Source organism: Lentilactobacillus kefiri (assembly GCF_007989105.1).
Taxonomy (GTDB): domain Bacteria; phylum Bacillota; class Bacilli; order Lactobacillales; family Lactobacillaceae; genus Lentilactobacillus; species Lentilactobacillus kefiri.
Window position 1 is genome coordinate 114,166 of sequence record NZ_BJVK01000001.1, and the last position, 15,250, is coordinate 129,415.

Below are 15,250 nucleotides of genomic sequence, written 5' to 3' on the forward strand. Positions count from 1 at the left end.
AGTTTGAACTGGCTTTTTATTTCGGAGGCCATCCATGGAATTAAGCATTCTTTTGTTAATATTTGGCAGTCCCACGCAGTTTCGACGAGTCAAAGCCATTAAAAACACGCTTCGTGGGCGACGGACGGTCTCCAATCTGTATTGGGCATTACAATATGGCATGTTGGACTTTGTTGATTCACTGCACGGCGTCAGCTTTGAAGAGGACAGCGCTGCTTTAAAACAATTGAAGAACGATGGCCTAGTTGAAACCGATGATGATTTCCGCTTTCGACTCACTTCCAAAGGCGTCAAAAAACAACTGGATTTTCAAAGCCAGCTATTGCCATTAAAGAATTTGGCGGTGGGATCCCGATACGATGTTGCGAAGTTTATGCATCGGTTTACTTTCGCCGTTCAAATTGTGTCCGAATATAGTTATTCCAACAACAAATACTATCCGCAATCGATCAACTATTTTGAAGATCAATTGTTAAAACGCTGGTTTATCCAAAATAAGCGTCATCAGTTGCCTCAACAGTTCCATGATCTGTTAAACGACTTTTTGAGTGGACTGGGCGATAACCAATTAGCTGATGCATTTACTCAAAGTTTGGTCGGTCATGATTTTTCGGGCTTGACCGGAGAACAGGTGGCTGCCGCTGAACATACCCATGCGACGATTGTCCAGCTGCAATGGCTCCAGCTGTATGGGATGCTGCTGCAGGAGTTGTTGAAGCTGCCTAAAGATAATCCGTTGTTGCAGTTGACATTCGGACTGGATAAGCCGGTGGTTGCCAAGAGCGCCGAAGAAACCTTTGACCTATTTGTCAAACAGGGAAGCGGAGACTTTAAAACAATTGCCCAACAAAGGGGTATCAAATTAACAACCGTGTACGAACATTTACTGGAAATGGCCATCATGTCACCAATCAACGCTTTTCCTTATCAATCTTTGATTGCCCCCGATCTCTGGAAACGGTTGGCGGACAACTCACCGGAAGACGTTGGTGAATGGTCTTTTGCAGATGCTTCCAAAGTGTTTCCTCATTTGGCGTTCTTTGAATTTCGGCTTTTTCAGATATACAGGAGTAAATTAGCTGATGAAAATTAATTTGCATGACATTTTAAAAAGAGATTTTGGCTTTACCTCCTTTCGTCCGGGACAAGAAGAGATCTTACGACATTTATTTGCCAATCAAAATACTTTGGCAATTTTACCAACCGGTGGCGGTAAGACTCTGCTTTATCAAATGTATGGGGCGGTTACCCATCAGCGGGTGGTCATTGTTTCACCATTGATCTCACTGATGTTTGATCAAGTGAGCCGCCTGCAGTACCTGGGTTCAAAACGGGTGGTGGCATTGACGTCTGCACTGGATTTTCAAGAAAAGGCTATTATTTTAAGTCGCTTAAATCAATATCAATTCATCTATGTTTCCCCGGAGATGTTGGCGAATGAACAGGTCTTTCAAAAGATTAAGAGTTTGAAAATCGGCTTGTTTGTGGTTGATGAAGCCCATTGCATTTCAGAATGGGGCCCGGATTTTCGACCGGATTACCTTAATTTGGGCAAGGTCAGGCAAAATCTTGGACGGCCACTTACTTTGATGATGACCGCAACTGCCACTGACGTCGTTAAAGCAGATATTATCAACCACATGAATTTTGACTCTGCTGACGTCCAGCAGGTTGTTTTGCCGGTAAACCGGCCCAACATTTTTCTGAGTGCCAAGGTTTTGGCAAATCAGCAGGAAAAAGACCGGGAGCTGATTGATTTGGTGTCCAAACTGCACGGACCGGGAATTATCTATTTTTCCAGTAAAAGCAAAGCTGAGGAAGCTGCGGTGAATTTGGCCGTCAAGACCGGTCGTCAGGTGATGGCTTATCACGGGGGGATGGACAACCAGACGCGTTTTCATATCCAGCAGCAGTTTATGGATGGCAATCTTGACATTGTCTGTGCCACCAGTGCTTTTGGTATGGGAATCGATAAGGATGACATCCGGTTTGTCATTCACTACCATTTACCGGCCAATATCCAAAGCTACGTCCAAGAGATTGGCAGATGCGGCCGGGACCAAAAACCGAGTTTGGCGGTTCTCTTATACGAACCCAATGATCGGTATCTTCAAATGAATTTGATTGCCAACACGATTCCGGAGAGAAACATCCTAAAATACTTATTTCAACATCCCAAAGCATTAACGAATGACGATCAGTTTAGAGTCGTCAAATATTATCATGATAACGGCTATTCTTTGGATCAGACGATGGGGATTTTTGAACATTCACGACAGCGGCGGATAACTGAATTGGGTGCCATGGTGCAATACGTCTACCAAGACGGCTGTCGCCGGGATGACCTGCTGAAGTATTTTAACGAGCGGGTTTCCGCAACTCTAAAGAACAAGGAATTCTGCTGTGACCATGATATTGATTTTTGGAACAACTGGCAGTCGTTTAACGAAAAATATCTTAATCAGTCACTCAAATCTGCCAAAAGTAAACCAAAAAGTTGGCAGGAAGTGATTGACAAGCTGTTTTTATTAAAAAATTAAGGTCCCTTTATTGAATTTAATGATAAAATAAGTTTGTCTATATCCTGATTAAGAGGGGGGTTCATATGAATTCGAATGATGAACATAAAAAGACTGGGGAAGACCAGCCTTGGAACCAAACATTTTCAGAGGATCGTGATGAAAATGGCAATCTTTCTCGAGTAAAGCTGAGAAAGCAGAGCCAAAGTCACCATTTGATCACAGGAATTTTAGCAGCATTGATTATTATTGTTGCGGTTGTCGCGTTAGTTTACGGTTTGGTTCGTCAGAGTGCCATGGGAAATGATTCAAAGAGTGCCGCATCTTCATCCGTAAGAGTCGTTCGGCAAAATAACGCAAAAAAAAAATCATCTTCAGCGAATAAAGCCCAAACAAAGTCTGCAAAAACCAAGCCGGCTGTAAAGAGCAGTGCCCATAAGGCAACTGCCCAGCCAAAGAAGGCTGCCCAGACGCAACCGGCAGCAAAGTCCAGTACGACGAGCACGTCTCAACGTACCCAGACAAGTTCAACCAGTCAATCACAGCAGTCAGGACAAACGGCCACCTCTGCAAGCAGTCAGACTCAATCGTCTTCCAGTCATAAGTATGCCACCGTTAAGGCGGGCCAGGGGATGTTTCGAGTTGCTTACAATAACGGTTTGACCACTGCCCAACTGATGCAGATGAATGGCTTAACTTCCAGTTCCAAGCTTTACCCAGGACAGCGATTGAGAGTAAAATAGGCACTGGAATCATGTTCCATTAAAAATAATGTCAGGTAAGGAATGTTAGAATGCGAAAAAATGGATTACAAGTAGCAATTGATGGGCCGGCGTCCGCTGGCAAGAGTACAGTTGCCAAGCTGGTTGCCAAACAATTTCACTACGTGTATTGTGACACCGGTGCAATGTACCGGGCAATTACTTTAAAGGCAATTCGAACCGGGGTCTCGTTTGATGACCTTGCCGGGATTGCAAAGATTGTTAAATCTTCCAAAATGACTTTTGAACCCAGCGATGATGGCCAAAAGGTTTTCATCGACGGCAAGGAAATTACGGAAGCCATTCGTCAAGAAGACGTGACCAATTCAGTTTCAGCGGTTGCTGCGATTGGCGAAGTTCGTAAACAATTGAGTGCTCAACAGCAGGAAATTGCCAAGGACGGTGGCATTGTGATGGATGGTCGGGATATTGGAACATCTGTCCTGCCGGATGCCGAAGTTAAAATCTTTTTGATCGCAAGTGTTGAAGAACGTGCTCAACGTCGATACAAAGAAAATATTCAAAAAGGAATCAATACGCCGCTTGATGAACTTCAAATGGAAATTGAAGCCAGAGATTATAAAGATTCTCATAGAAAAATTTCACCGCTTACAAAAGCAGCTGACGCTGTAGAGATTGATACGACGTCACTTTCGATTGATCAAGTGGTCGAAAAAATCGCAAATGTGATAAATAAAACATTGAAATAGCAACTAATTAGTCAATTGACTGGTAATATTGGTCAATTTAAGATAAAATTATGATTAGAGTTGTTTCAAGGAGGAATTGTTTGATGAGTGAAAATGCAAATAATGATAAGAATGATTTATTAAACGCTTTAAACAGCGTTAATGAAGTAAAAGTTGGCGATGTCGTTACTGGTGAAGTTTTAGCCAAAGATGACAACCAACAATTGATTGTTGGTATTGAAGGTTCAGGTGTTGAAGGTGTTGTTCCACCACGTGAACTTTCATCAGACCAAAGTGTTGATGATATTAAGCAGGGCGACAAGCTCAAGCTGGTTGTTACTTCCCGTATCGGAAGCGACAAAGAAGGCGGAAGCTTCCTGCTTTCATCAAAGCGTCTCGAAACTCGTAAAGTTTGGGATGAATTGGCTGAAAAGTCAAAGAACGGTGAAACCATCACTGCTAAAGTCAGTCAAGCTGTTAAAGGCGGCTTGGTTGTCGATGCCGGTGTCCGTGGATTCGTTCCTGCATCAATGATTTCAGACCACTATGTTGATGATTTGAATCAATTTAAGGGTCAGGATCTTGAATTAAAGATTATTGAAATTGATCCAATTGAAAACCGCCTTATCTTATCTCATAAGGCTATCGTTCAAGCTGCCAAGGCAGAAGAACGTGAAAAGTTAATGCAAACCCTTCATGAAGGCGACATTGTTGAAGGAACCGTTGCTCGTCTTACCAGCTTTGGTGCGTTCGTTGACCTTGGCGGCATGGACGGATTGGTTCATGTTTCTCAAATCGCTTATGAACGTGTTGATAAGCCTTCTGATGTCCTTAAAGTTGGCCAAACGGTTAAAGTTAAGGTATTGTCAGTTGACTTCGATCGTAACCGAATCTCACTTTCTATCAAACAAACTCTTCCAGAACCTTGGGACGGAATCGAAGAAAAAGCACCTGTTGGTAGTGTCCTTGAAGGTACAGTTAAGCGCCTTGTTGACTTTGGTGCCTTTGTTGAAGTGTTCCCAGGTGTTGAGGGATTAGTTCATATTTCTCAAATCGCTCATGAACACATTGACACTCCTGCCGATGTGTTGAAGGTCGGCGAGAAGATCAAGGTCAAGGTTCTTGACGTTGATACTGACAGAAAGCGTTTGGCATTATCAATTAAAGCTTTGACTGATGCTCCAGAAGGAGAAGACAAGCCAAAGAAGTCAAACAAACGACCATCACGACCATCACGTCAATCTCATAATCGTCCAATCAGTAATGCTCCGGAAGAAGAAACCGGCTTTACTTTGGGTGACATCATTGGTGACGAATTGAAGAAATCCGGCAACAATGACGATGATGATAACAAATAATCATTATTTTTAAATCATGAAAAGGGGCTGGAAACAAAACGTAAGTTTTGTCCCAGCTCTTTTCTTTCTGAATTTACTTAGCAAGGGAGGGATTTATATGGCATTGCCAACAGTTGCATTTATTGGCCGTCCTAATGTTGGAAAGTCGACAATCTTCAATCGGATTGCCGGTGATCGAATTTCAATTGTCGAAGATACACCTGGTGTTACCCGTGACCGAATTTATTCTCACGGTGAATGGCTTGCAACAAAGTTTGCCATGATCGATACAGGTGGTATTCAAATTAGTGATGCACCATTTGCAACTCAGATTAAGAGTCAGGCTGAAATTGCCATTGATGAAGCCGACGTCATTGTCTTCATCGTGAGTGGTAAAGAAGGTGTCACAGCTGACGATGAACTAGTTGCCAAGATCTTATACAAAAGTGACAAACCGGTTGTTCTGGCAGCCAACAAAGTTGATAATCCAAAAAGTCGGGAAGATATTTACGACTTTTATTCTCTTGGTTTTGGCGATCCGATGCCAATCTCAGGGGTCCATGGTCTTGGATTAGGTGATTTACTCGACAAAGTTGTTGAGAAGTTCCCCAAGACGGATGAAAAAACTGACAACGACGACATTCGATTCAGTATTATCGGTCGCCCAAACGTTGGGAAATCTTCACTGGTTAACGCCCTTTTGGGTGAAGACCGAGTTATTGTCTCAGATATCGCGGGAACGACTCGGGATGCCATTGACACTCGATTTGAGGCTGATGGGATCAAGTTCACGATGGTTGATACTGCCGGAATCCGAAAACGTGGAAAAGTTTACGAAAATACCGAGCGTTATAGCGTGATGCGGGCAATGAAAGCCATTGACCAAAGTGACGTTATCTTGTTTGTTATGAATGCTGAAGAAGGCATCCGTGAGCAGGATAAGAAGGTTGCCGGATATGCTCATGAAGCCGGGAAAGCGATTATCACGGTTGTCAATAAGTGGGATACACTCAAAAAGACCAACCACACTCAGCAGGACTTTGAAACATTGATTCGTAATGAGTTTCAATACATGGCTTATTCCCCAATCATCTTCGTGTCCGCGGTTACCAAGCAGCGAGTGGAAAAGCTGCCGGAATTAATTAAACGGGCTTATGACAATCATGAAAAGCGGGTTCAATCTTCTGCTTTGAACGATGTCATTATGGATGCCGTTGCGGTCCATCCAACCCCAACCGTCAATGGTAAACGGCTGCGGATTTATTACGCAACTCAAGTCAAATCCGGGCCACCAACTTTTGTGGTTTTTGTCAACAATCCAGATTTGATGCATTTCTCTTATGTCAGGTTCCTTGAAAATCAAATTCGTGATAATTTTGATTTTACCGGAACACCGATCAAAATCATCAAAAGAAGCCGAAAGTAAGGGAAAAGTGACCAATTTTTAACGAAATCTTGATATTTAGGCGTTTATCGGCACTAAATTTGCCAAAAGCATTGCAATGACGGCATTCTTATGCTATCTTTGAAAAAGAAATGATGCTACGAAAGGCGTTGTTTTAGCATTCCAAATTCTTCGGAATTTGACTTGCAATGTTTTACATACCTATCTTTGAGGGAGGTGAATACACTCATGGCAAATAAAGCAGAATTAGTAACCAACGTTGCAACTGCAACTGGTTTAACTAAAAAAGATGCTACATCAGCTGTGGATGCAGTATTTGAATCAATCCAAGCTAGTTTAGCAAAAGGTGACAAAGTTCAATTGATCGGTTTCGGTAACTTCGAAGTACGTCAACGTGCCGCTCGTAAGGGCCGTAACCCACAAACAGGTCAAGAAATTCAAATTCCTGCAAGCAAGGTACCAGCTTTCAAACCTGGTAAGGCGCTCAAGGATGCTGTTAAATAGTATTCATCTGTTAAGCCAGAACGGCATTTGTCGGGCTGGCTTTTTTTATACACTTTGGAGGACAAACATGAGTTATTCAAAAAAGGCACTTGATCAACTTGAAGGCGGCCAAATCGATGATTTTAAAAAATCATTTCAGCAGGCATTGGACAATGATTCGGATGATTTGTTGTATTCGCTTGCTGAAGAGCTGTATTCACTTGGTTTTTCCAACTACTCAAATACTATTTACGAAAAACTATTTAAAAAATATCCTGACGATGATGGATTAAAAATTAATTTGGCTGAATTAGCCATTGATGACGATAAGGATGATAAAGCCCTTAATTATTTATCACAGGTTTCATCTGACTCCGACGAATACGTCCGTTCTTTGATGGTAGCGGCCGATTTATACCAGACCCAGGGAATGTTCGAGATCAGTGAGCAAAAGCTCTTAGAGGCCCAAAAATTGGCCCCTGATGAGGATGTCATCAAGTTTGCACTCGCTGAATTCTATTTTACGACCAGAAACTATCGGAAAGCCATCAATTTATACTTGAGTTTAATTACTTCCGGAACATTGGAGATGTCTTCCGTCAACCTGGTTGAACGGCTGGGCGTATCCTATGCTGAAATCGGTAAGTTCGAACAGGCAATCGGTTATTTGGAACAAATCAAACCGATTAATATGAACAGTGATGTTAAGTTTGAACTGGCATTCACCTACTTCAACTTAAAAGAATACCAAAAGGCCATCAAGGCATTTGAGGATTTGCGTGATTCCGATCCGCAATATAGTTCACTGTATCCTTACCTGGCTGACTCTTTTGTTAATTTGAAACGGGTCGATGAAGCCTTAAAGGCTATCCAAGAAGGGATTTCGATTGACCAATTTAACGAAAAGATTTGGCAGAAAGCCGGTCAAATTGCGTTAATGGCCAATGAGGACGATCTGGCTTTGAAGTATTTGAAAAAAGGCCATGAAATCGCCCCTGACGACATGGAGATCTTAACCTTACTATCTGACTGGTATGTTTCCCACGAGCGTTACAGCGACAATTTGACGCTTCTGGAAGGGGTATTTGAGGAACACGTCGTCGATGCACACTTGGCATACAATTTGGCATTATCTTATCAAAATACCGGTGATACCAAAAAAGCTGCCAAGAATTACGAATTGGCGGCCAATGAATTGTCGGATAATCCTGAATTTCTCAAGCGGGCAACATTATTCTACCGGGAAGCCGGCAAACCCGATGAGGAACGCAAATACCTTAAGAAGTATCTGGACATTGTTCCAGGAGATATTGAAATGGAAGCAATGTGGGACGAGTTCGAATAAATTAAAATATTGATTTTACAATCCACACAAAAGAAAGGGACCACCGATTCATTCGGCGGTCCCTTAACTACATATTGAGTTATATTAATTTGAAACGCTTTGGTCGTTTGTAAGTAAATCCTTCACCAATCGCTTCGTTGACTTCGATAATCGAAATAAAGGCTTCTTCATCGATGGATTCAACCAGTTTCTTTAACGTATGCAGTTCACTGGGTGAAACGACACAGTAGACAATCTGCTTGGATTTATGTGAGTAGCCACCCTCGGCATTGAGAAAGGTAACCCCGCGGTGCAGTTCTTCTTGAATGGCATTTGAAATTTTCTCAGATTCATTGCTGATGATCAGAATTCCTCGAGCCGTGTAAGCACCACGCTGGGTGAAATTGACAATCACTGAAAAAATCCAAACGTAAATTAACGTATATGCCATCTGGCGGATATTTAAATAAATCAATGATGACAGCAAAACAATCACATCAATGGTTAGAAGTGTTTGCCCCATTTGAACCCCTTTGAATCTTTCAAAGAGGCGGGCAACAATATCCACACCACCCGTTGTCCCGCCAAACCGGTAAACAATTCCACAGCCAAAACCGCCGAACAAACCGGCACCAATGGCCGAAAGCAGGAGGTCGTGGTCAATATTAATCACGATTGGCACCCGCTGCCAAATCCATAAAAAGATTGCCAAGGCAATCGTGCCATATAAAGTGTAAAACATGTCTTTCTTACCGAGAAATTTATAGCCAATTGCAAACAATGGCACGTTGACCAGGATTGTTGAATAGGCCGGGTCAATATGAAATAATGCCCGTAAAATCAGCGTAATACCGGTAACACCACCGTCAGCTAAATGATTATAAATGTTAAAGAAGACAATTCCGAACGAATAAATTGCTGTTCCTGCCGCAATGACGAACAGGTCGACAAATGAAATATCAAGTTTAAAGCGGCTTTCTTTTTTAGCCATCGTTTTTCCTCCCTGAATGATCTGACAACTTATCATAGCAATTCTAGTTCAAGATTGGCAATCATTTCTGCGTTCTTTTTGTTTCACGTCGAATTTCTGTTAAAATTACATAAGGATAAATATTAAATGGATGGCGATTATTGTGCGGATGGTAGAGATTCCCAAAGAGTTTCATGAGGCATTACCAATTTTACAAAAAATTGAGGCTGCGGGTTACGAGGCTTACTTCGTTGGTGGTTCGGTCAGAGATACGATTTTAAAACGGCCAATTCACGACGTTGATATCGCAACCAGTGCGTATCCAAGCGAAGTTAAATCATTATTTAAGCGAACAGTTGATACCGGAATCGAGCATGGCACGGTGATGATCCTTGACCACGGAACCGGTTATGAGGTTACAACTTTTCGAACCGAGTCAGGTTATCAGGATTATCGACGCCCGGATAAGGTAACGTTTGTGCGTTCATTAAAAGAAGATTTAAAACGCCGTGATTTTACGATTAATGCCCTGGCATTAGCTGAGGATGGCCAAATTACCGACTTGTTCGGCGGCTTGGCCGATATTAGGAAAAAAATCATTCGGGCAGTCGGCGATCCCAACGAGCGGTTCAACGAAGATGCATTGAGAATGATGCGGGCAGTTCGATTTGCGAGCCAGCTTGATTTTCGCATCGAGGATGCAACAATGGCCGGTATTAAAAAGCACAGCGCGCTTTTGGAAAAAATTGCGGTTGAGCGTTCCCACACTGAATTTGTCAAAATGATGCTCGGAGTTGATGCCGAAAATGGCTTGAATATCATGCTTGAGACCAATTTATATCAGCATGTTCCGGTTCTAAAAGATTATTTGCCTCAGCTCCAAGAAATTGTTGCCAGCAAATTTCACCTGACCAATGAGGCCCAAGTTTGGTCCTTGTTGGCATTTAAATTTGGATTTTCTGCCAAACAGATTTCTTCATTTTTGAAAAAGTGGAAGACTGCCAATAAAATAATTAATGATGTTATACTTACCACTGAATTGCTTTTTTCAATTGCTAAGCATGATGTTTCAAATGCCGACTTATATCACGCGGGCGCTGCCAATGTTGACAACGCCGTAATCGTGACCGCAGATCAGGCAAAAACTGCTGGACTGCAAGAGCGATATAATAATCTGCCAATCAAAAACAAGAAACAGCTTCGAATAACTGGTGGTGATTTGATCAAACGAGGTGTCTTAAAACCCAGTCCGCAACTTGGCAAGGTTTTGGATTATCTTGAACACAGTGTCGTTGCCGGCAAGATTCTCAATCAACCCGAGAATCTTGTTAACGCAGCGATTAACTTTCTAAATGAGGACTGATAACTGAATGCAAACAATGCGTGTTGAAAATCTAACAAAAACGTACGGTGAAAAAACGTTATTTGATAAGCTGAACTTTATCATCAACGAACACGATCGAATCGGGTTAATTGGAACCAACGGAACCGGAAAGACCTCTTTACTAAATGCTATTTCCGGCCTTGACCAGGATTCAACCGGTGATATCATTACTTCAAAATCTTACACGATTGGTTATTTAAAACAGGATCCGGAATTGGATAACAATTTGTCCATTATGGATGCCGTTTTCTCAGGTTCACAGGCAGTTTACCGGACCATTCGAAATTACGAGGCAGCCTTAAAAGAATATTCTGCTCATCCTGAAGATGCGGATGCCACCAAGCGGTATACCAAGGCTGAAGCTCGAATGAATGAAGAGGATGCCTGGAATGCTCAAAATGATGTTAAAACGATCTTGAACCAACTCAAGATTACCGACTATAATCAAAAGATTTCCGAACTATCCGGAGGTCAGCGTCGGCGGGTTGGCTTGGCTCAGGTTTTAATTCAGGCGCCAAACTTACTGTTGCTGGATGAACCGACCAACCATCTTGATTTTAACTCAATTGACTGGTTGGAAAATTATTTGGCCGGTTACAAGGGGTCTTTAATTGTTGTTACTCATGATCGATACTTCCTTGACCATGTTGCCAACAAGATTTGGGAATTATCGTTTGGTAAACTTTACCAGTATGAAGGTAATTACCAAGCATACGTTCAGCAAAAAGCAACCCGGGTTCAGGGCGAAATTCAAGCTGAACATAAGACCCAGCAGCTTTACAAGCAAGAATTGGCATGGATGAAGACCGGTGCCAAAGCTCGTTCAACAAAGCAACAGGCCCGAATCAATCGATTTAACGATCTCAAAGATAACGTCGGTAATCTTCAATTGGATCAAAACGTGAATATTTCTTTGGGTCAAACCAGACTTGGAAAAGAAGTTCTTAAAATGAAGGACGCCAATCTGACGATTGACGGCAAAACCATTCTGAAGGACTTCAACATTTTGGTTCAGCCAAACGAGCGGATTGGAATCAGCGGTGAAAATGGTGCCGGAAAGACCAGTCTGCTGAACGTTATTGCCGGCCGGTTGAAGCTTGATTCCGGAATCATCAAAGTTGGTGAAACCGTTAAGATTGCTTATTATACCCAGTTAACCGAACCAATTCCCGAAGATAAACGGGTCATCAGCTATTTAAGTGAAGTTGGTCAACAGGTGACTGATAATACCGGAAACAAGATTAGTGTTGCTGAATTGCTGGAAGAATTTTTGTTCCCAAGATTTATGCACGGTACATTGATCCGGAAACTTTCCGGTGGTGAAAAGAGACGGTTGTATCTTTTGAAATTGTTGATGCAGCAGCCAAATGTTTTACTGCTGGATGAGCCGACAAATGATTTGGATATTGCCACACTGACGGTTTTGGAAGATTATATTTCCAAATTTCAAGGGACAGTTATTACCGTTTCCCATGACCGTTACTTCTTGGACAAAGTTGCCGATAGACTGTTGATATTTAAAGGTAACGGCGTCATTGAAGAGCATCGGGGCCGTTTCACAGACTATTTAGCTTCATTAAAAAAGGCTCCCAAACAGACAGCAAAACCGGCCAAAGCTTCCGTTGAGAAGACGGATTCCCAGCCGGCTGCCAAAAGTGATACCCACTCATCCGATACCAAGACTAAAAAGAAGCTGACCTACTCTGAAAAAATTGAGTACGATCATATCGAAGACGATATTGAAAAGCTTGAGTCTCAGGTTGAAGATATTGATAAGCAAATGCAGTCCAACGGCTCAGATTATGATAAACTCGCTGATCTTCAGGCTAAAAAGGATAAATTATCTGCAGAAGCCGATAAAAAGATGAAGCGTTGGGAATATCTAAGTGAATACGCCGAATAATTACACTAAAACGTTCTTTTAAAAAGGAGAATTGCCATGTTAGAAGATGCATATTTAGACCTTGCCCGTTATGTTTTGGAGAATGGCCACAAGAAACCCGATCGGACCCATACCGGAACCATTAGCACTTTCGGTTATCAAATGCGATTCGATTTATCTAAAGGATTTCCGTTATTAACCACTAAAAAAGTACCTTTTGGTTTAATCAAAAGTGAATTGTTGTGGTTCTTAAAAGGGGACACCAACATTCAATTCCTGCTCAAACATAAAAACCATATTTGGGACGAATGGGCTTTTGAAAAGTTTGTTAACTCAAAAGACTACACTGGTCCTGATATGACCGACTTTTCTCATCGGGCCCAGAAGGATCCGAAATTTAGCAAAGTTTATCATGAACAAAAGAAATTGTTCTGTAAACGAGTTGTTGAAGATGATGAGTTTGCCAAGAAATATGGTGACCTCGGTCTTGTTTATGGCAGTCAGTGGCGGGCTTGGAAGACATCCAAGGGCGGCACGATTGACCAAATCAAGAACGTGATTGACTTAATTAAAACTCATCCCGATTCAAGACGAATGATTGTTTCCGCATGGAATCCTGAGGATGTCCCAACGATGGCATTGCCACCTTGCCACACACTTTTCCAATTTTACGTGAACGACGGCAAATTAAGCTGCCAGTTATATCAACGTTCAGGCGATATTTTTCTGGGGGTTCCATATAACATTGCCAGTTACGCTTTGTTGACTTCAATGATTGCCAGAGAATGTGGTCTTGAAGTTGGCGATTTTGTTCATACTTTCGGTGATGCCCACATTTACCTGAACCATATTAATCAAATTAAAGAACTCTTGTCTCGTCAGCCTCGTCAAGCACCACAACTCTGGTTGAATCCTGAAAAGAAGCACTTGGACGAGTTTGAAATGTCGGATATCAAGGTCAAAAATTATGATCCATATCCGGTTATCAAAGCACCGGTTGCTGTTTAGGAGGAAGCTGATGTTATCTTTTATTTGGGCTGAAGACGCCAATGGTCTGATCGGAGCAGCCGGTCAATTACCATGGCGTCTTCCAGATGATATGCATTATTTCAAGCGGACAACCATGGGAAATACCATTATTTCCGGTTCACGGACTTTTCGAAGTTATAACAAGCCGTTACCTGGCCGGACCAATATCGTTATTTCCAGTCATTCGGATTTCCCGGATGGTGTTCAGGTGATTTCTTCAATCGAAAAGTTGTGTGACCTCGTTGATCAAAACCCCGATAAGCAATACATCGTAACCGGTGGTGCCAACCTGTTCTCACAGCTGTTATCACGAGTTGACCGCTTATATCGAACAAAGATTGCTCATGAATTTTCAGGTGATACATTCATGCCGAAAATTGATTATTCATTATTCAAGCAGGTAAAGTCGGTTCCCGGCGTTGTCGATGAGAAAAATAAATATCCCCATACCTTTGAAGTTTTCGATAGAAAGTAAAATCAGTCACAAATGCTTATGAATCTTCACGGAAACTTTGATATAATTGTGTGTGGACTATAAATTAATTATCAATTTTGTAAAGAAACGAGTGGCGTAAATGGCAAAAGTAAAGATTGTGACGGATTCATCAGCTCAAATTACCGATGAAGAAGCCAAACAATATGATATTACAATTGTTCCATTAACTGTGATGATTGACGATACCCTGTATGTCGACCGTGACACGATCACAAACGAAACCTTCGTCCCCAAGATGTTGGCGGCCCACGACCTGCCTAAGACGAGCCAACCACCAGTTGGTAAGTTTGTCGAAGCCTTTGACAAGTTGGGCGAAGACGGCAGTCAGGTTTTGTGCTTGGATATGTTGGAAGCAATCAGCGGCACGGTACATGCTGCTGAACAAGCCGCAACCCTCAGTAAATCGGATGTAACGGTCGTTGACAGTCAAAGTACCGATCGCGGCTTGGCATTTCAAGTCATCGAGGCAGCTAAATTAGCACAACAAGGTGCTGATATGAAGACGATCTTGGCCCGAGTCGATAAAGTGCGGAGTAACACGAAGCTTTATTTGTGTGTTATGACTTTGGATAATATCGTTAAGGGCGGCCGTTTACACCCAATTGCCGGTGCAATTACCAACTTCTTAAATATCAAGTTGGGATTACAGGTAACCGGTGGCAAACTTAAAGTTATTTCTAAAGGTCGTGGCGACAAGTCACTTAAAAAGTTTTTCAATGGTATCATTAACGAAATGAAACAAACGCCTTCTGTTAAGGCAATTGGCATTTCATATGTTACCGAGACCGATGTTTTAAAGGACACTGTCCAGAAGCTGAAGGATGATTTCCCTGAAGCTGCATTATTGGAACGGGTAACGTCACCAATTATTTCCACCCATACTGGAAAGGGTGCCTTTGCGTTAATTTATTACAGTGATCCAGAATAATAAATAGCATGAATATTGCTTGAAGGGGCGAGACAAAGCGGGC

The 15,250-nt window shown here is 42.2% G+C and carries 14 protein-coding genes; 13 read left to right on the plus strand and 1 reads right to left on the minus strand.

Annotated elements, in window-relative coordinates; genetic code table 11:
• Positions 1 to 34: 34 nt before the first annotated feature.
• From LKE01_RS00590 to LKE01_RS00625, 8 genes are all read left to right on the plus strand, one after another.
• Complete coding sequence (locus LKE01_RS00590) at positions 35 to 1,093, plus strand: helix-turn-helix domain-containing protein (protein WP_057962836.1); 1,059 nt, start codon at positions 35 to 37, stop codon at positions 1,091 to 1,093.
• Complete coding sequence (locus LKE01_RS00595) at positions 1,083 to 2,540, plus strand: RecQ family ATP-dependent DNA helicase (protein ID WP_057962835.1); 1,458 nt, start codon at positions 1,083 to 1,085, stop codon at positions 2,538 to 2,540. The genes LKE01_RS00590 and LKE01_RS00595 overlap by 11 nt, the downstream gene beginning before the upstream one ends.
• A 65-nt stretch (positions 2,541 to 2,605) precedes the next feature.
• Positions 2,606 to 3,262, plus strand: a complete 657-nt coding sequence (locus LKE01_RS00600) for a LysM peptidoglycan-binding domain-containing protein (protein ID WP_057962834.1) — start codon at positions 2,606 to 2,608, stop codon at positions 3,260 to 3,262.
• 50 nt (positions 3,263 to 3,312) lie between these two features.
• Entirely contained in the window at positions 3,313 to 3,990 is a 678-nt protein-coding gene (gene cmk / locus LKE01_RS00605) for a (d)CMP kinase (RefSeq protein ID WP_057962833.1), read from the plus strand.
• An 83-nt stretch (positions 3,991 to 4,073) separates the two neighbouring features.
• The gene (gene rpsA / locus LKE01_RS00610) at positions 4,074 to 5,327 is read left to right on the plus strand and encodes a 30S ribosomal protein S1 (RefSeq protein ID WP_054768886.1); all 1,254 of its coding nucleotides are present in this window, start codon (positions 4,074 to 4,076) and stop codon (positions 5,325 to 5,327) included.
• 97 nt (positions 5,328 to 5,424) lie between these two features.
• Positions 5,425 to 6,732, plus strand: a complete 1,308-nt coding sequence (gene der / locus LKE01_RS00615; RefSeq protein ID WP_057962832.1) for a ribosome biogenesis GTPase Der — start codon at positions 5,425 to 5,427, stop codon at positions 6,730 to 6,732.
• 207 nt (positions 6,733 to 6,939) lie between these two features.
• Positions 6,940 to 7,215, plus strand: a complete 276-nt coding sequence (gene hbs, locus LKE01_RS00620) for a non-specific DNA-binding protein Hbs (RefSeq protein ID WP_020280300.1) — start codon at positions 6,940 to 6,942, stop codon at positions 7,213 to 7,215.
• 67 nt (positions 7,216 to 7,282) lie between these two features.
• Positions 7,283 to 8,539 carry a tetratricopeptide repeat protein gene (locus LKE01_RS00625; protein ID WP_095344833.1) on the plus strand — a complete coding sequence of 419 codons (1,257 nt, stop codon included), beginning with the start codon at positions 7,283 to 7,285 and terminating at the stop codon, positions 8,537 to 8,539.
• 79 nt (positions 8,540 to 8,618) lie between these two features.
• Here LKE01_RS00625 and LKE01_RS00630 read toward each other — a convergent pair whose 3' ends face one another.
• Entirely contained in the window at positions 8,619 to 9,509 is an 891-nt protein-coding gene (locus LKE01_RS00630; protein ID WP_057962373.1) for a YitT family protein, read from the minus strand.
• 130 nt (positions 9,510 to 9,639) lie between these two features.
• On the opposite strand from LKE01_RS00630, the gene LKE01_RS00635 reads away from it, so the two are divergent.
• The 5 genes from LKE01_RS00635 (at position 9,640) to LKE01_RS00655 (ending at position 15,207) form a co-directional block, all read left to right on the plus strand.
• Positions 9,640 to 10,851, plus strand: a complete 1,212-nt coding sequence (locus LKE01_RS00635) for a CCA tRNA nucleotidyltransferase (RefSeq protein ID WP_057962372.1) — start codon at positions 9,640 to 9,642, stop codon at positions 10,849 to 10,851.
• Between the two features lie 7 nt (positions 10,852 to 10,858).
• The gene (locus tag LKE01_RS00640; RefSeq protein ID WP_057962371.1) at positions 10,859 to 12,775 is read left to right on the plus strand and encodes an ABC-F family ATP-binding cassette domain-containing protein; all 1,917 of its coding nucleotides are present in this window, start codon (positions 10,859 to 10,861) and stop codon (positions 12,773 to 12,775) included.
• 36 nt (positions 12,776 to 12,811) lie between these two features.
• Positions 12,812 to 13,762 (plus strand): thymidylate synthase, encoded by a 951-nt coding sequence (locus LKE01_RS00645; protein ID WP_057962370.1) that lies wholly within the window; start codon positions 12,812 to 12,814, stop codon positions 13,760 to 13,762.
• 10 nt (positions 13,763 to 13,772) lie between these two features.
• Entirely contained in the window at positions 13,773 to 14,258 is a 486-nt protein-coding gene (locus LKE01_RS00650; RefSeq protein ID WP_057962369.1) for a dihydrofolate reductase, read from the plus strand.
• A gap of 100 nt (positions 14,259 to 14,358) precedes the next feature.
• Entirely contained in the window at positions 14,359 to 15,207 is an 849-nt protein-coding gene (locus tag LKE01_RS00655; RefSeq protein WP_057962368.1) for a DegV family protein, read from the plus strand.
• Positions 15,208 to 15,250: the final 43 nt, after the last annotated feature.

Excerpts from the sequence above, each read along its gene's own strand:
- LKE01_RS00600 (WP_057962834.1), top strand. The coding sequence starts at position 2,606 with ATGAATTCGAATGATGAACATAAAAAGACTGGGGAAGACCAGCCTTGG.
- LKE01_RS00655 (WP_057962368.1), top strand. The coding sequence starts at position 14,359 with ATGGCAAAAGTAAAGATTGTGACGGATTCATCAGCTCAAATTACCGAT.
- LKE01_RS00590 (WP_057962836.1), top strand. The coding sequence starts at position 35 with ATGGAATTAAGCATTCTTTTGTTAATATTTGGCAGTCCCACGCAGTTT.
- LKE01_RS00635 (WP_057962372.1), top strand. The coding sequence starts at position 9,640 with ATGGCGATTATTGTGCGGATGGTAGAGATTCCCAAAGAGTTTCATGAG.
- LKE01_RS00645 (WP_057962370.1), top strand. The coding sequence starts at position 12,812 with ATGTTAGAAGATGCATATTTAGACCTTGCCCGTTATGTTTTGGAGAAT.
- der (WP_057962832.1), top strand. The coding sequence starts at position 5,425 with ATGGCATTGCCAACAGTTGCATTTATTGGCCGTCCTAATGTTGGAAAG.
- cmk (WP_057962833.1), top strand. The coding sequence starts at position 3,313 with ATGCGAAAAAATGGATTACAAGTAGCAATTGATGGGCCGGCGTCCGCT.
- rpsA (WP_054768886.1), top strand. The coding sequence starts at position 4,074 with ATGAGTGAAAATGCAAATAATGATAAGAATGATTTATTAAACGCTTTA.
- LKE01_RS00595 (WP_057962835.1), top strand. The coding sequence starts at position 1,083 with ATGAAAATTAATTTGCATGACATTTTAAAAAGAGATTTTGGCTTTACC.
- LKE01_RS00625 (WP_095344833.1), top strand. The coding sequence starts at position 7,283 with ATGAGTTATTCAAAAAAGGCACTTGATCAACTTGAAGGCGGCCAAATC.
- LKE01_RS00650 (WP_057962369.1), top strand. The coding sequence starts at position 13,773 with ATGTTATCTTTTATTTGGGCTGAAGACGCCAATGGTCTGATCGGAGCA.
- hbs (WP_020280300.1), top strand. The coding sequence starts at position 6,940 with ATGGCAAATAAAGCAGAATTAGTAACCAACGTTGCAACTGCAACTGGT.
- LKE01_RS00640 (WP_057962371.1), top strand. The coding sequence starts at position 10,859 with ATGCAAACAATGCGTGTTGAAAATCTAACAAAAACGTACGGTGAAAAA.
- LKE01_RS00630 (WP_057962373.1), bottom strand. The coding sequence starts at position 9,509 with ATGGCTAAAAAAGAAAGCCGCTTTAAACTTGATATTTCATTTGTCGAC.